This is a genomic window from Scandinavium sp. (genome assembly GCF_036271055.1).
Taxonomy (GTDB): Bacteria; Pseudomonadota; Gammaproteobacteria; order Enterobacterales; family Enterobacteriaceae; genus Scandinavium.
Genome location: NZ_DATBBJ010000078.1, coordinates 148,751 through 163,110, shown reverse-complemented (window position 1 = coordinate 163,110; position 14,360 = coordinate 148,751). Strand labels below are relative to the sequence as shown.

The window sequence follows — 14,360 nt, the reverse complement described above, 5'->3', positions numbered from 1 at the left end:
TTTTCCCAAAGGGAACTGCCGTGTTAAACCGTTATCCTTTGTGGAAGTACATTATGCTGGTCGTCGTCTTTGTCGTCGGCCTGCTTTACGCACTTCCCAACCTGTATGGTGAGGATCCGGCTGTTCAAATCACTGGCGCGCGCGGCGTCGCCGCCAGTGAGCAAACGCTGATCCAGGTCCAGAACACCTTAAAAGAAGAAAAAATAACCGCTAAGTCTGTGGCACTGGAAGAGGGCGCAATTCTTGCTCGCTTCGACTCCACTGACATCCAGCTCCGCGCGCGTGAAGCGCTGATGGGCGTGCTGGGTGACAAGTACGTCGTGGCGTTAAACCTTGCTCCGGCAACACCGCGCTGGTTATCCTCCCTCTCCGCAGAGCCGATGAAACTCGGTCTTGATCTGCGTGGTGGTGTGCACTTCCTGATGGAAGTCGATATGGATACTGCGCTGGGTAAATTGCAGGAACAAAATATCGATGGCTTGCGCAGCGATCTGCGCGAGAAAGGCATTGCTTACACGACTGTAAGCAAAGCGGATAACTATGGCCTGAGCATTACGTTCCGTGACGACGCGGCGCGCAATCAGGCGGTTGATTATCTGACTCCGCGTCATCGTGACCTGGTTATCTCTAAGCAAGGCAGCAATCAGCTGCGTGCGGTGATGACCGATGCACGTCTGAATGAAGCGCGTGAGTATGCCGTCCAGCAGAACATCAACATCCTGCGTAACCGTGTCAACCAGCTGGGCGTTGCCGAGCCGTTGGTTCAGCGTCAGGGTGCCGACCGTATCGTGGTTGAACTGCCAGGTATTCAGGACACCGCTCGTGCGAAAGAAATTCTTGGCGCGACCGCAACTCTGGAATTCCGTCTGGTAAACACCACAGTCGATCAGTCCGCTGCCACTACTGGCCGTGTACCGGGCGACTCCGAAGTGAAAGATACCCGTGAAGGCCAGCCAGTTGTGCTGTACAAGCGTGTGATCCTGACCGGTGACCATATCACCGACTCCACTTCAAGCCAGGACGAATACAACCAGCCGCAGGTTAACATCTCGCTTGATAGCGCAGGTGGTAACATCATGTCTAACTTCACCAAGGACAACATCGGCAAACCGATGGCAACCCTGTTCGTGGAGTACAAAGACAGCGGTAAGAAAGATGCGAAAGGCCGTGCCGTATTGGTGAAAGAGGAAGAGGTGATTAACGTCGCTAATATCCAGTCTCGCCTCGGTAACAGCTTCCGTATCACCGGTATTGGCAACCCGAACGAAGCTCGTCAGCTCTCTCTGCTGCTGCGCGCAGGTGCGTTGATCGCGCCAATTCAGATTGTTGAAGAACGTACTATTGGTCCAACTTTGGGTCTGCAGAACATTCAGCAAGGTCTGGAAGCGTGTCTGGCGGGTCTGGCTATCTCCATCATCTTTATGATCTTCTTCTATAAGAAGTTTGGTCTGATTGCGACCTCCGCGCTGATTATGAACCTGATTATGATTGTCGGGATTATGTCACTGCTGCCGGGGGCCACGCTGACCATGCCGGGGATTGCGGGGATCGTGTTAACCCTTGCGGTGGCGGTCGACGCCAACGTACTGATTAACGAGCGTATTAAGGAAGAAATCAGTAACGGTCGTACTATCCAGCAGGCGATTGACGAAGGTTATCGCGGTGCGTTCAGCTCGATTTTCGATGCGAACGTCACCACGCTTATCAAAGTTATCATCCTGTACGCGGTCGGTACTGGCGCTATTAAAGGCTTCGCTATCACAACCGGTATCGGTGTGGCGACTTCCATGTTTACCGCGATCGTCGGCACCCGTGCCATCGTAAACCTGTTGTACGGCGGCAAACGCATCAACAAGCTGTCTATCTGAGGAGTGCGTTGTGGCACAGGAATATACTGTTGAACAATTAAACCACGGCCGTAAAGTCTACGACTTTATGCGCTGGGACTACTGGGCCTTTGGTCTCTCTGGCCTGCTGCTGATCCTGTCGATCATTGTGATCGGTGTGCGCGGCTTTAACTGGGGTCTTGATTTCACTGGCGGTACTGTCATTGAAATCAGCCTGGAAAAACCGGCCGATATGGACCAGATGCGTGACTCGCTGGAAAAAGCAGGTTTCGCTGACCCATTACTGCAAAACTTCGGTAGCAGCCGTGACATTCTGGTGCGTATGCCACCTGCCAAAGGGGAAACCGGCGGTCAGGAACTGGGCAGCAAAGTACTGAGCGTGATTAACGAAACCACTAACCAGAACGCCGCGGTTAAGCGTATTGAATTTGTGGGGCCGAGCGTCGGGGCAGACCTTGCAACTAACGGTGCAATGGCGCTGCTGGTGGCACTGATCTCCATCCTCGTGTACGTCGGGTTCCGCTTCGAGTGGCGTCTGGCAGCAGGCGTAGTTATCTCACTTGCGCACGACGTGGTGATCACCATGGGCATTTTGTCGCTGTTCCAGATTGAAGTTGACCTGACTATCGTCGCGTCACTGATGTCGGTCATCGGCTACTCGCTGAACGATAGCATCGTGGTATCTGACCGTATTCGTGAAAACTTCCGTAAGATCCGTCGCGGTACGCCTTACGAAATCTTTAACGTGTCGCTGACCCAAACGCTGCACCGTACGTTGATCACCTCAGGTACGACCTTAATGGTTATCCTGATGCTGTTCCTGTTCGGTGGCGCGATGCTGAAAGGCTTCTCGCTGACGATGCTTATCGGTGTTTCCATCGGTACTGCGTCTTCCATCTACGTAGCTTCTGCGCTGGCGCTGAAACTCGGGATGAAACGCGAACACCTGTTGCAGCAGAAAGTAGAGAAAGAAGGCGCCGATCAGCCTTCAATCCTGCCGTAAGGTCTGCTCAGCAAAAATCGAATCCCGGTCAATTGGCCGGGATTTTTTTATGTCAAAAATCCGCATTTCGGGTAGGGTGAAGGGATAATCTCTGTTTAAAGGACGCTACAGAAATGCCCACTCCGCACTCGATTTCGCTCAAATCACTTCCACAGCCTCAATGCTGGACAGATCTGCCTTCGGTTACCCTCAACGACGCAACTCTAAATGAACGCAAAATCCGCGTGCTGGAAAGGATGCGTCAACAGGGCCTGGACACGCTGATCGTTTATGCCGACAAAGAGCACGGCGGCAATTTCGAATATCTCACCGGGTTTATTCCGCGTTTCGAAGAGGCGTTGCTGGTGTTGCAGCAGAGGGGGGATGCGGTGCTGGTGCTTGGGAATGAAAATCTCAAACTCGCGCCTCATGCCCGGTTAGCAAACCGTGTGTTACATGCGCCGTGGTTCTCGCTGCCGAATCAGCCAATGGAGAATACCCAATCGCTGCCGAATCAGCCAATGGAGAATACCCAATCGCTACCTGAAATCTTGCAGGCGGCGGGTATTGTTGATGGCAAAACCTTAGGTCTGGCGGGTTGGAAGCTGTTTACCGGCGCAAATGACAACACCAGACAGATGTTTGATCTTCCGTCGTTTATCGTGGATGCCATTCGTGATGCCGCCCCACATTCGCAACTGCAAAATGCGACCGGCGTCTTCATTTCTCCGGCTTATGGCGCACGTGCGATCAATAACGCCAACGAACTGGCGCATTACGAATATGGCGCGAATCTGGCTTCAACGGCGATCCTTCGTGCGCTGAATGCGGTGGCGCCGGGGAAAACGGAAAAGCAGATTGCCAGCCTGTTAGCCGCGGACGGTCAGCCGAATAACGTGGTGACCATTGCCGCAACGGGCGATCGTTTTGCTCATGCGAATCTCTATCCTGGCGACAAAACGGTAAAAGTGGGCGATAAATTCTCCCTGACGACCAGCTACAAAGGCGGCCTAAGCAGTCGTGCAGCCTATGTTGTGGAGTCGGCAGAACAATTGCCCGAGGCGGTTAGCGATTATCTTGATGTCGTCGCGATCCCGTATTTCCGCGCCGTAGTGACCTGGCTGGAAAATATTCATCCTGGCATGACCGGTGGCGAGTTATATCAGTTGATTGAAAGCGTACTGCCGAAAGCAGAGTACCACTGGCATCTTAATCCGGGCCATCTGGTGGCTGATGAAGAGTGGCTCTGTTCGCCAGTCTCGGCAGATTCGGATATTCCGCTTGCCAGTGGGATGCTGCTACAAATCGACATCATTCCTTCCCGCGCGGGTTATGCAGGCGCGAGCATTGAAGATACAGTGGCGTTGGCAGATGAAGTATTGCGCAATCAGCTAGCCGCAGATTACCCGCAGCTTTGGACGCGCGTTCAGGCGCGACGGGCGTTTATCGAGAACGAAGTGGGTATTCGCTTACCGGAATGCGTGCTGCCGTTCTCTAATACCGTCGGGTATTTGCGTCCGTGGTTGTTGGATCAGCGTAAAGCGTTAACCGTGAAATGATAAAAAGCCGGGTGGCGCGATGCCTTACCCGGCTAACTGTTGATACCGAATTTTCTGCTTTATGCCCGGTAAACCGCCGGGCACAGGGTTATCAGAAGTTATAACCCACAACCAGGTATCCACCCCAGCCGGTAGAACGTACGCTGAAGTCACCGTCGCCAAAGTTCAGGCTGGCGTCATCATTCCACTGACCGCCGTTGTGCCAGTAACGCGCCACAACAGAGTAATGCCAGTGATCGTAGTTCAGCGCCAGAATGTGGCTCGACGCGATAGAGTTGTTCGTACGCGCTTTTTTGCCATTCAGGTCACGGAAGTCGTTGTCGCCCAGTTCAGAACCCCAATCAAAGTTGGTGAAACCGATGTAGCTCAACTGGCCGCCCCACAGCTGGGTCAGCGGTACGAAGTATTTCACTTTGAAGCGGTAACCATCCCACTCATTTTCGTTCGCAGCGCCGTAGTTCTGCCACTGGTACTTGGCGTACACGTTCAGGGACAGACTCATTGGCAGGCCGGTATCGATATCAGTACCCAGACCCATGTACCAGGTATTCTGCTTGCTGGCGTCGTTACCGTGCGCACCCATATCGTAGATATAGTTGTTCGCGAAGTACCACTCTTTGAACGGACCGAACGCCAGGCTGGTGCCGGTCAGCTTATCAATAGAGAAGCGTGGTTCGATTTCCATAAACATACGTGAACCGTCGTCCCAGATACCGGTGTCGTTGCCGTTACCTGCACCGAAGGTTTTTGGGATATCGATATAGCCGTAGAAATCAAACCAGTCTTTCTTAGCGAACGCTTCGTATTCCAGATAAACGTCGTTATTGATCTTTGGCCCAAAGCGAGTGTGGTAACTGCCTACCACGTTAACGCTCTGATGCCACCAGTCAGAGACATACTCAGGTTTGTTGTTTTCGGCTGCACCTGCCGTGAAAGAGGTGGAAAGCGCAAGCACTGCACCGGCTGCTAATAGTGTTTTTTTCATAAGATTGCCACTTATTGAAATCCCTTTCGGGGAGTGAAAAGAACCGCCCAGGCGTTTCTAAATGTAACTGTGTTCTGCGAGGCCTATTATAAGAATCATTGCTCACAAAAATATGTGGTGTTTCACAGTTCTCTCAAGTACGTAATCGATTGCGTTCACGTTTGCGTACATTATTCGCGGGCATTGTACGGATCCTCCCAAATGTTTCCAGGGTTTTCTGGAAAACAGGAAAGATTGCAGCGGATGTCGAAGGGTGAGGAAGGCGGTGGGGAAAGCCGGAAAGCAAAAGCTATCCGGCGATAAACGATTACTGTGCGGTGACGGGCTGAATATCGTGGATGCGCACGAACACGGGCTGTTTCGGATCGCTACCACTCAGTTGTAGCGGAATATCCACATCGCTCGGCGCGAGAATGCTCGCCGGGGCGTTGATCAGCTGATTTTTGACGTTCACTTCCTGATAGTTGTCTGTCGTACCCTGAATCAGACCCCACTCAACAGTGCCGCTGAACGCAGGTAGCGGATCGTCAGATTCGCCCTGAATACGTAGCGTGGCTCGCATTCCATCGGCATTTTGCGTGATATTAATCAGCGACATCCGTAATGTACCAATCTGACTTTCCAGACGCGCTGGCGTATTGGAACCTGGCAGCAGGTATACGCCGCTCGCCGATTTGGCGTTGAGCGTATTTTGCTGGGTAATTTTGACCGTTTCCTGATTCAGCTTGGTCATGTCTTTATTGAGCGCACTGACGCTCTGTTGCATTTGGTGAACTTCGGTTTGCTGTGCGCAAGCGCTAAGGGTAAACAGGCTGCCCAGCGCCAGAAGGCGTAAAAAACGTCGTGTCATTGTTTGGGTTCCTTTTGAGTTTTGTTGCTGTTCAATGGTAGCAGCATCGTTGTAGATACCATCGGGGGTTTGTCTCAAAATGACGGCGCAGCACTGGTCGTGGTAAAATAAGAAAATGTGATTATTCTTCGTCAGGACGCGCCATGCATTGCCCATTTTGTTTCGCCGTAGATACCAAAGTGATCGACTCTCGTCTGGTCGGGGAAGGCTCCTCAGTGCGCCGTCGCCGCCAGTGCCTGGTGTGTAATGAACGTTTTACCACCTTTGAAGTGGCTGAATTGGTGATGCCACGGGTCGTGAAAAGCAACGACGTCCGTGAACCTTTCAATGAAGACAAGTTGCGCAGCGGAATACAAAAAGCACTCGAAAAGCGCCCGGTCAGTTCTGATGACGTTGAAATGGCAGTGAACCATATTAAATCGCAGCTGCGTGCGACGGGTGAACGCGAAATTCCGAGCAAACAGATCGGCAACCTGGTGATGGAGCAGCTTAAAAAGCTCGATAAAGTGGCTTATATCCGCTTTGCTTCCGTGTACCGGAGCTTTGAAGATATCAAAGAGTTTGGCGAAGAGATCGCCCGCTTACAGGACTAATCCATGCTCGACGAAATGTACATGGCGCGTGCGCTAAAACTGGCGAATCAGGGGCGTTTTACCACGCACCCGAATCCGCGTGTCGGCTGCGTGATTGTGAAAAATGGCGAAATCGTCGGTGAAGGCGCGCATTACCGTGCCGGTGAGCCGCACGCCGAAATTCATGCCCTGCGCATGGCGGGTGACAAAGCGAAAGGGGCGACGGCGTATGTCACGCTTGAGCCTTGCAGCCACCATGGCCGCACGCCGCCATGCTGCGAAGCGCTGATTACGGCAGGTGTCAGCCGTGTGGTGGCTGCGATGCAGGATCCGAATCCGCAAGTGGCGGGGCGTGGTCTGTATCGCCTGCAACAAGAAGGCATTGAAGTCAGCCACGGGCTGATGATGAGCGAAGCCGAAGCGCTGAATAAAGGCTTTCTCAAGCGGATGCGTACCGGTTTCCCGTATATCCAGCTAAAACTTGGCGCATCGCTCGATGGCCGCACGGCAATGGCCAGCGGTGAAAGTCAGTGGATTACGTCTCCACAGGCGAGACGCGATGTGCAGCGCCTTCGCGCCGAAAGCCACGCTATTCTGACAACGGACGCAACGGTGCTGGCAGATAACCCGGCGATGACCGTGCGTTGGGAAGAACTCAACGCTGATGTGCTGGCAAGTTATCCGCAGGAAAATTTGCGTCAACCGCTGCGTATCGTGATTGACCGTCAAAACCGCGTCACCCCGGAACACCGTATCGTGCAGCAACCCGGTGAAACCTGGTTTGCTCGCTGTGAGGAAGACACCCGCGAATGGCCGGAAAACGTGCGCTCGCTAAAAATTCCTGAGCATAATGGACATCTCGATTTAGTGTTGCTGATGATGCAACTCGGTAAACAGCAAATTAACAGTATCTGGGTGGAAGCTGGCCCAACGCTTGCGGGCGCATTGCTGCAAGCCGGTCTGGTTGATGAGCTGATTGTTTACGTTGCGCCTAAACTGTTAGGCAGCGACGCCCGAGGTTTATGTGTGTTACCAGGGCTTGAGAAACTGGCTAATGCCCCCCAATTTAGTTTCAGCGAGATCCGCAAAGTTGGCCCGGATCTGTGTCTGCATTTATTACCGGCGTAGGGCGGCCTGAAATAGGTAAGCCGTGCGCGAATTATTATGATAAAATCCGCCCCCCTCGGGGTAAGTCGAATCCCAAAAGGAAAAGTATGAACATTATCGAAGCTAACGTTGCTGCCCCGGACGCTCGCGTTGCCATCACCATTGCGCGTTTCAACAATTTCATCAATGACAGCCTGCTGGAAGGTGCGATTGACGCCCTGAAACGTATTGGTCAGATGAAAGACGAAAACATTACCGTGGTTTGGGTTCCAGGTGCATACGAACTGCCACTGGCAGCGGGCGCACTGGCGAAAACCGGTAAATACGACGCGGTTATCGCGCTCGGCACCGTGATTCGTGGCGGTACAGCTCACTTTGAATATGTAGCCGGTGGCGCAAGTAATGGTCTGGCGCAGGTTGCGCACGACAGCGAAATCCCGGTCGCTTTTGGGGTTCTGACCACCGAAAGCATCGAACAAGCCATCGAACGTGCTGGCACCAAGGCCGGTAACAAAGGTGCAGAAGCTGCACTGACCGCGCTTGAAATGATCAATGTATTGAAAGCCATCAAGGCCTGATTTTTTTGTAAGGGGAATTCCGTGAAACCTGCTGCTCGTCGCCGCGCCCGTGAGTGTGCTGTCCAGGCGCTTTACTCCTGGCAGTTATCCAAAAACGACATCTCTGATGTTGAATACCAGTTCCTGGCGGAACAGGACGTGAAAGACGTCGACGTCGTGTACTTCCGTGAACTGCTGACCGGAGTGGCGACCAACAGCGCGTATCTCGACGGCCTGATGAAACCTTATCTGTCCCGTCTGCTGGAAGAGCTGGGTCAGGTCGAGAAAGCCGTGCTGCGCATTGCGCTGTTTGAGCTGGCTAAGCGTGATGATGTGCCGTACAAAGTGGCCATCAACGAAGCTATCGAACTGGCAAAAACCTTCGGTGCCGAAGACAGCCATAAGTTCGTGAACGGCGTGCTGGATAAAGCAGCACCGGCAATTCGTCCCCGCAAAAAGTAATCTCCAGGCCGAAGCACACATTAGTTTGCTTCGGCCTTCTCTTTTCTTTGCTGAGGCATGACGTATGGCTTGCGGCGAATTTTCTCTGATTGCCCGTTATTTTGATCGCGTAAGAAGCTCCCGTCTTGATGTTGAAACCGGAATCGGTGACGACTGCGCACTGCTCAATCTCCCTGAAAAACAGACTCTCGCCATCAGCACCGATACGCTGGTGTCAGGCATTCATTTCCTCCCGGATATCGATCCCGCTGATTTAGCCCGTAAGGCGCTGGCGGTCAATTTAAGCGATCTTGCAGCTATGGGGGCTGATCCGGCGTGGCTGACGTTAGCCCTAACGCTGCCGTCAGTGGATGAAGCCTGGCTTGAAGCCTTCAGCGACAGTCTGTTTGAACAACTGAATTACTACGATATGCAGCTGATTGGCGGCGATACCACCAAAGGGCCGCTGTCGATGACGCTGGGTATTCACGGTTTCGTGCCGGATGGCCGGGCGTTGAAACGCTCTGGCGCTAAACCGGGCGACTGGATTTATGTCACTGGCACACCGGGCGACAGCGCCGCCGGATTAGCTATTTTGCAGGATCGTTTGCAGGTGGATAACGCCGAGGACGCCGCGTATTTGGTTAAGCGTCATCTCAATCCAACACCGCGTATTCTCACCGGTCAGGCGCTGCGTAATTTTGCCCATTCGGCTATCGATCTCTCCGATGGGCTGATTTCCGATCTCGGTCATATCCTTAAAGCCAGTGAATGCGGCGCGCGTATCGACCTTGATCTGCTCCCAATCTCCGAGGCAATGAAACGCCATGTTGAGCCTGACCAGGCACTACGTTGGGCGCTTTCGGGTGGCGAAGATTATGAACTCTGCTTCACTGTACCTGAACTGAATCGCGGCGCGCTGGACGTGGCGCTTGGCAATTTCGGCATGGGTTACACCTGTATCGGGCAAATCAGTGCCGATGTAGAAGGGCTGCATTTTCAGCGTGAGGGGAAGCCTGTCACGCTCGACTGGAAGGGGTACGACCATTTTGCGCAGTAAAGACGTAGCAAAAAGCCGCCTGAGTATGCTCAACCCGTGGCATCTGCTGGCGACCGGGTTTGGCAGCGGCCTTAGCCCGATTATGCCGGGTACTGCGGGTTCCATCGCGGCTATTCCGTTTTGGTATCTGCTGACTCTCCTGCCGTGGCAGCTCTATTCGCTGGCGGTGATGGCGAGCATCAGCATTGGCGTGTACATCTGTCATCGCACCGCGAAAGATATGGGCGTACACGACCACGGCAGCATCGTGTGGGATGAGTTTGTCGGCATGTGGATCACGCTGATGGCGCTGCCGACCAACGACTGGCAGTGGGTCGTTGCCGGGTTCGTCATCTTCCGTATTTTCGATATCTGGAAACCGTGGCCGATCCGCTGGTTTGACCGCAACGTACACGGCGGGATGGGGATCATGGTCGATGACATTATCGCCGGGGTGATTTCCGCAGGGCTCTTGTATCTGATTGGCCATCATTGGCCGATTGGGATTATCTGACCTGTATGCTTGCCCGGCGGCGCTGCGCTTGCGCGGACCTACAGCCGTTGTAGGCCCGATAAGCGTAGCGCCATCGGGCATTGCGCTTACTTAAATCCGACCACCGGATGCGGCTGATAAGGCGTTTCCAGCTCGGCAATCTGCTCCGGTTTCAGCGTGATATCCACCGCGCTTAGCAACTCATCTAATTGTTCTTCCCGCGATGTACCGATAATCGGTGCCGCCACGCCGGGTTTGCTTAACAGCCAGGCCAGCGCCACTTGCGCGCGCGTGACATCCAGTTCTTCAGCAATGCTCGCCAGCCGCTCCGCAATTTGCGCATCGTTTTCTTCGGTAGTGCTATAAAGCGTTTTGCCAAATTCATCAGACACCACACGAGCGGTGGTTTCACCCCACGGACGGGTCAGACGACCACGCGCCAATGGACTCCATGGAATGACCGCCACGCCTTCCTGATAGCACAGCGGCAGCATCTCACGCTCTTCTTCGCGATAAATCAGATTGTAGTGATCTTGCATGGTGACAAAACGCGCCCAGCCGTTCTGCTTCTGTAATTCAAGCGCTTGTGCAAATTGTGACGCATGCATGGAAGACGCGCCGATGTAGCGCACTTTCCCGGCTTTCACGACGTCGTTCAGGGCTTCCAGCGTTTCTTCTATCGGCGTGTTGTAGTCCCAACGGTGGATTTGCAGCAGGTCGACATATTCCATACCGAGGCGCGTCAGGCTGTCGTCAATGGAGCGCAGGATTTGCGCACGGGAAAGCCCTTGTGGCAAATCGCCGGTCTGATGATAAACCTTAGTGGCAACCACAACGTCTGCACGGCGGGCGAAATCACGCAGCGCCCGGCCAACAATTTCTTCGCTACTGCCGTCGGAATAGCTATTGGCGGTATCGAAGAAATTAATGCCGCCGTCGAGGGCGTGCTTGATGATCGGACGACTGCTCTCTTCCGGCAGCGTCCAGGCGTGATTGCCGCGATCGGGTTCGCCAAAGGTCATACAGCCGAGACACAGCCGGGAGACGTTAAGGTCGGTCGTTCCTAATTTATTGTATTGCATGGTTCCACTCCTGCGATGAACATAATAGTAAGCATAGCAGGAGCGGAAAGGGGGAGAGGATCAGGCCAGCCAGGCCGTGATTTTTGCTTCGATTCCGGCGGCGTCGAGACCGATATCGGCCCGCGCTTCATCCTGCGTGCCTTGCGGAATAAAGAAGTCCGGCAGGCCAATATTCAGCACTGGCACCGGTTTGCGATGGGCCATCAGCACTTCATTCACACCGCTACCTGCACCACCCATAATGGCGTTTTCTTCCAGCGTGACCAACACCTCGTGGCGTGTGGCCATATCCCGAATCAGCGTCTCATCAAGTGGCTTCACAAAGCGCATATCAACCAGTGTAGCGTTGAGTTTTTCCGCCACAATTTCGGCATCTGCCAGCAGCGTACCGAAGTTGAGGATCGCCATTTTCTCGCCCTGGCGTTTGACGATGCCTTTGCCGAGCGGCAGTTTTTCCAACGGTGCCAGTGCCACACCTGTACCGCTTCCGCGCGGATAACGCACCGCACTTGGGCCGTCATTGTAGTGATAACCGGTAAACAGCATCTGGCGGCATTCGTTTTCATCGCTCGGGGTCATAATGACCATTTCCGGGATGCAGCGTAAAAACGAGAGATCGAACGCACCCTGATGGGTTTGTCCGTCCGCGCCAACGATGCCCGCACGGTCGATAGCAAACAACACCGGCAGTTTCTGGATAGCGACGTCGTGAATAACCTGGTCGTAGGCGCGTTGCAGGAAGGTCGAGTAGATAGCGACAACAGGCTTATAGCCGCCAATCGCCAGACCCGCCGCGAACGTCACCGCGTGTTGTTCCGCAATCGCCACGTCGAAATACTGATCCGGGTATTTTTTTGAAAACTCCACCATACCGGAGCCTTCACGCATCGCCGGAGTGATCGCCATCAGCTTGTTGTCTTTCGCTGCGGTTTCACACAGCCAGTCACCGAAGATCTTCGAGTAACCCGGCAGACCGCCGCTGCTTTTTGGCAGCACGCCGCTGGTGTGATCGAATTTCGGCACCGCGTGGAAAGTGATCGGATCTTTTTCCGCTGGCTCATAGCCACGGCCTTTTTTGGTCATGATGTGCAGGAACTGCGGGCCTTTCAGGTCACGCATGTTTTTCAGCGTACTGACCAGCCCCAGGACATCGTGACCGTCGACCGGGCCGATATAGTTGAAGCCCAGTTCTTCAAACAGCGTCCCGGGAACCACCATGCCTTTGATGTGTTCTTCGGTGCGCTTGAGCAACTCTTTGATCGGCGGTACGCCAGAGAACACTTTCTTGCCGCCTTCACGCAGCGAAGAGTAAAGCTTGCCAGAAAGCAGCTGTGCCAGATGGTTGTTCAGCGCACCAACGTTCTCGGAAATCGACATTTCGTTATCGTTGAGGATTACCAGCATATCGGGCTTGATGTCGCCCGCGTGGTTCATCGCCTCAAAGGCCATGCCAGCGGTGATCGCGCCATCGCCAATCACACAGACGGTGCGGCGCTGTTTGGCTTCTTTTTCTGCCGCGACGGCAATACCGATCCCGGCAGAAATAGAGGTTGATGAGTGGCCGACGCTTAATACGTCAAACTCACTTTCTCCGCGCCACGGGAACGGATGCAACCCGCCTTTCTGACGAATAGTCCCGATGCGATCGCGACGACCGGTCAAAATTTTATGCGGATAAGCCTGATGACCCACGTCCCAAACCAACTGGTCGAAAGGGGTGTTATAGACGTAATGCAGCGCCACGGTGAGTTCCACCGTGCCAAGCCCGGAGGCAAAGTGTCCGCTCGAGCGGCTCACGCTGTCGAGCAGGTAGCGACGCAATTCGTCGCAGAGCTTCGGCAGGCTCTCTTTAGGCAACAGACGCAATTCCTGAGTGGATTCCACCAGTGCCAGCGTCGGGTATTTGGCAATATCAAAACTCATCAGAGACTCATCGTGGTGTTTTATTTATCGCGCTGAATAATGTAATTCGCTAGCGCTTCCAGTGCCGTAGTGTCCAGAGACTGCGCGGCCAGTATCGTTAATGACTGGCGGGCGTCTGCAATGAGGTCACGGGCTTTACTTTGGGCTTGCTCAAGGCCCAGCAGGGCAGGATAGGTGCTTTTGCCAAGTTGCTGATCGGCACCCTGGCGTTTGCCAAGGGTCGCAGTATCCCCTACCACATCCAGAATGTCATCCTGCACCTGGAATGCGAGGCCGATGCTTTCGGCATATTTGTCCAGCACAGGCAAGGCAGCCAACCCTTTTTCACCCGCGCTTAATGCGCCAAGGCGAACGGCTGAGCGGATCAGCGCCCCGGTTTTGTGGCGATGAATACGCTCAAGGGCTGCCAAATCAACCTGTTTGCCTTCGGCCTCCAGATCCAGCGCCTGACCACCGCACATGCCTGCGACACCGCTGGCTTGCGCCAGTTCGGAAACCATCGCCAGACGGAAACGGTCGGCGACTTCCGGCATTGGCGCATCACTCAGTATAGAAAATGCCAGCGTTTGTAGCGCATCACCGGCCAGAATCGCATTGGCTTCGCCGTATTTGATATGGCAGGTCGGCTGACCACGGCGCAGATCGTCATCATCCATTGCAGGCAGATCGTCATGGATCAGCGAATAGGCATGAATGCATTCAACCGCCGCTGCGGGCGCATCCAGCGTGGAGAGACTGACGTTAAACATGCTGCCAGTGGCATACACCAGAAACGGGCGAAGACGTTTACCGCCTAAGAGTGCACCATAGTGCATCGCCTCAACCAGCGGAGTGTTCTGAAAGGGCTGCGGCGCAATAAACTGGCGCAGCGCGTCGTTGGCTCGCTCAACGCAGGCCTGTAACTGTTGCGAGAAATCCATTGT

General features: G+C 54.1%; 14 protein-coding genes. 9 read left to right on the top strand and 5 right to left on the bottom strand.

Annotated features, from left to right (window positions below):
* Positions 1–20: 20 nt before the first annotated feature.
* The 3 genes from secD (at position 21) to VH187_RS17370 (ending at position 4,388) form a co-directional block, all read left to right on the top strand.
* The gene (gene secD / locus VH187_RS17380; RefSeq protein ID WP_329702709.1) at positions 21–1,868 is read left to right on the top strand and encodes a protein translocase subunit SecD; all 1,848 of its coding nucleotides are present in this window, start codon (positions 21–23) and stop codon (positions 1,866–1,868) included.
* Positions 1,869–1,878: 10 nt separating this feature from the next.
* Positions 1,879–2,850 carry a protein translocase subunit SecF gene (secF, locus tag VH187_RS17375; protein ID WP_329702708.1) on the top strand — a complete coding sequence of 324 codons (972 nt, stop codon included), beginning with the start codon at positions 1,879–1,881 and terminating at the stop codon, positions 2,848–2,850.
* A 113-nt stretch (positions 2,851–2,963) separates the two neighbouring features.
* A complete protein-coding gene (locus tag VH187_RS17370; RefSeq protein ID WP_329702707.1) occupies positions 2,964–4,388 on the top strand; it encodes a M24 family metallopeptidase in 1,425 nt (474 codons plus the stop codon).
* A gap of 91 nt (positions 4,389–4,479) precedes the next feature.
* On the opposite strand, the gene VH187_RS17365 is transcribed toward VH187_RS17370, so the two are convergent.
* Both VH187_RS17365 and VH187_RS17360 read right to left on the bottom strand, forming a co-directional pair.
* Positions 4,480–5,373, bottom strand: a complete 894-nt coding sequence (locus VH187_RS17365) for a nucleoside-specific channel-forming protein Tsx (RefSeq protein ID WP_329702706.1) — start codon at positions 5,371–5,373, stop codon at positions 4,480–4,482.
* A gap of 307 nt (positions 5,374–5,680) precedes the next feature.
* Positions 5,681–6,223: a SadB/YajI family lipoprotein gene (locus VH187_RS17360; protein WP_329702705.1), complete on the bottom strand. Its 543-nt coding sequence runs from the start codon at positions 6,221–6,223 to the stop codon at positions 5,681–5,683.
* Between the two features lie 143 nt (positions 6,224–6,366).
* On the opposite strand from VH187_RS17360, the gene nrdR reads away from it, so the two are divergent.
* The 6 genes from nrdR (at position 6,367) to pgpA (ending at position 10,453) form a co-directional block, all read left to right on the top strand.
* Positions 6,367–6,816, top strand: coding sequence for a transcriptional regulator NrdR (gene nrdR / locus VH187_RS17355; protein WP_329702704.1), 450 nt, complete (start codon positions 6,367–6,369; stop codon positions 6,814–6,816).
* A 3-nt stretch (positions 6,817–6,819) separates the two neighbouring features.
* On the top strand, positions 6,820–7,923 hold the full coding sequence (gene ribD, locus VH187_RS17350; protein WP_329702703.1) for a bifunctional diaminohydroxyphosphoribosylaminopyrimidine deaminase/5-amino-6-(5-phosphoribosylamino)uracil reductase RibD: 1,104 nt from the start codon (positions 6,820–6,822) through the stop codon (positions 7,921–7,923).
* A gap of 86 nt (positions 7,924–8,009) precedes the next feature.
* On the top strand, positions 8,010–8,480 hold the full coding sequence (gene ribH, locus VH187_RS17345; RefSeq protein WP_159752357.1) for a 6,7-dimethyl-8-ribityllumazine synthase: 471 nt from the start codon (positions 8,010–8,012) through the stop codon (positions 8,478–8,480).
* 21 nt (positions 8,481–8,501) lie between these two features.
* Positions 8,502–8,921, top strand: a complete 420-nt coding sequence (gene nusB, locus VH187_RS17340; RefSeq protein ID WP_110511508.1) for a transcription antitermination factor NusB — start codon at positions 8,502–8,504, stop codon at positions 8,919–8,921.
* Between the two features lie 64 nt (positions 8,922–8,985).
* A complete protein-coding gene (gene thiL / locus VH187_RS17335) occupies positions 8,986–9,960 on the top strand; it encodes a thiamine-phosphate kinase (RefSeq protein ID WP_329702702.1) in 975 nt (324 codons plus the stop codon).
* The gene (gene pgpA / locus VH187_RS17330; RefSeq protein WP_329702782.1) at positions 9,917–10,453 is read left to right on the top strand and encodes a phosphatidylglycerophosphatase A; all 537 of its coding nucleotides are present in this window, start codon (positions 9,917–9,919) and stop codon (positions 10,451–10,453) included. Before thiL ends, pgpA begins: the two co-directional genes overlap by 44 nt.
* A gap of 86 nt (positions 10,454–10,539) precedes the next feature.
* Here the strand turns inward: pgpA and VH187_RS17325 are convergent, their stop codons facing one another.
* From VH187_RS17325 to ispA, 3 genes are read right to left on the bottom strand one after another with little or no spacing between them, the layout of a single operon-like run.
* Positions 10,540–11,514 carry an aldo/keto reductase gene (locus tag VH187_RS17325; protein WP_329702701.1) on the bottom strand — a complete coding sequence of 325 codons (975 nt, stop codon included), beginning with the start codon at positions 11,512–11,514 and terminating at the stop codon, positions 10,540–10,542.
* 60 nt (positions 11,515–11,574) lie between these two features.
* Positions 11,575–13,437, bottom strand: coding sequence for a 1-deoxy-D-xylulose-5-phosphate synthase (dxs, locus tag VH187_RS17320; RefSeq protein ID WP_329702700.1), 1,863 nt, complete (start codon positions 13,435–13,437; stop codon positions 11,575–11,577).
* Between the two features lie 20 nt (positions 13,438–13,457).
* Entirely contained in the window at positions 13,458–14,357 is a 900-nt protein-coding gene (ispA, locus tag VH187_RS17315) for a (2E,6E)-farnesyl diphosphate synthase (RefSeq protein ID WP_329702699.1), read from the bottom strand.
* Between the last annotated feature and the right edge of the window lie 3 nt (positions 14,358–14,360).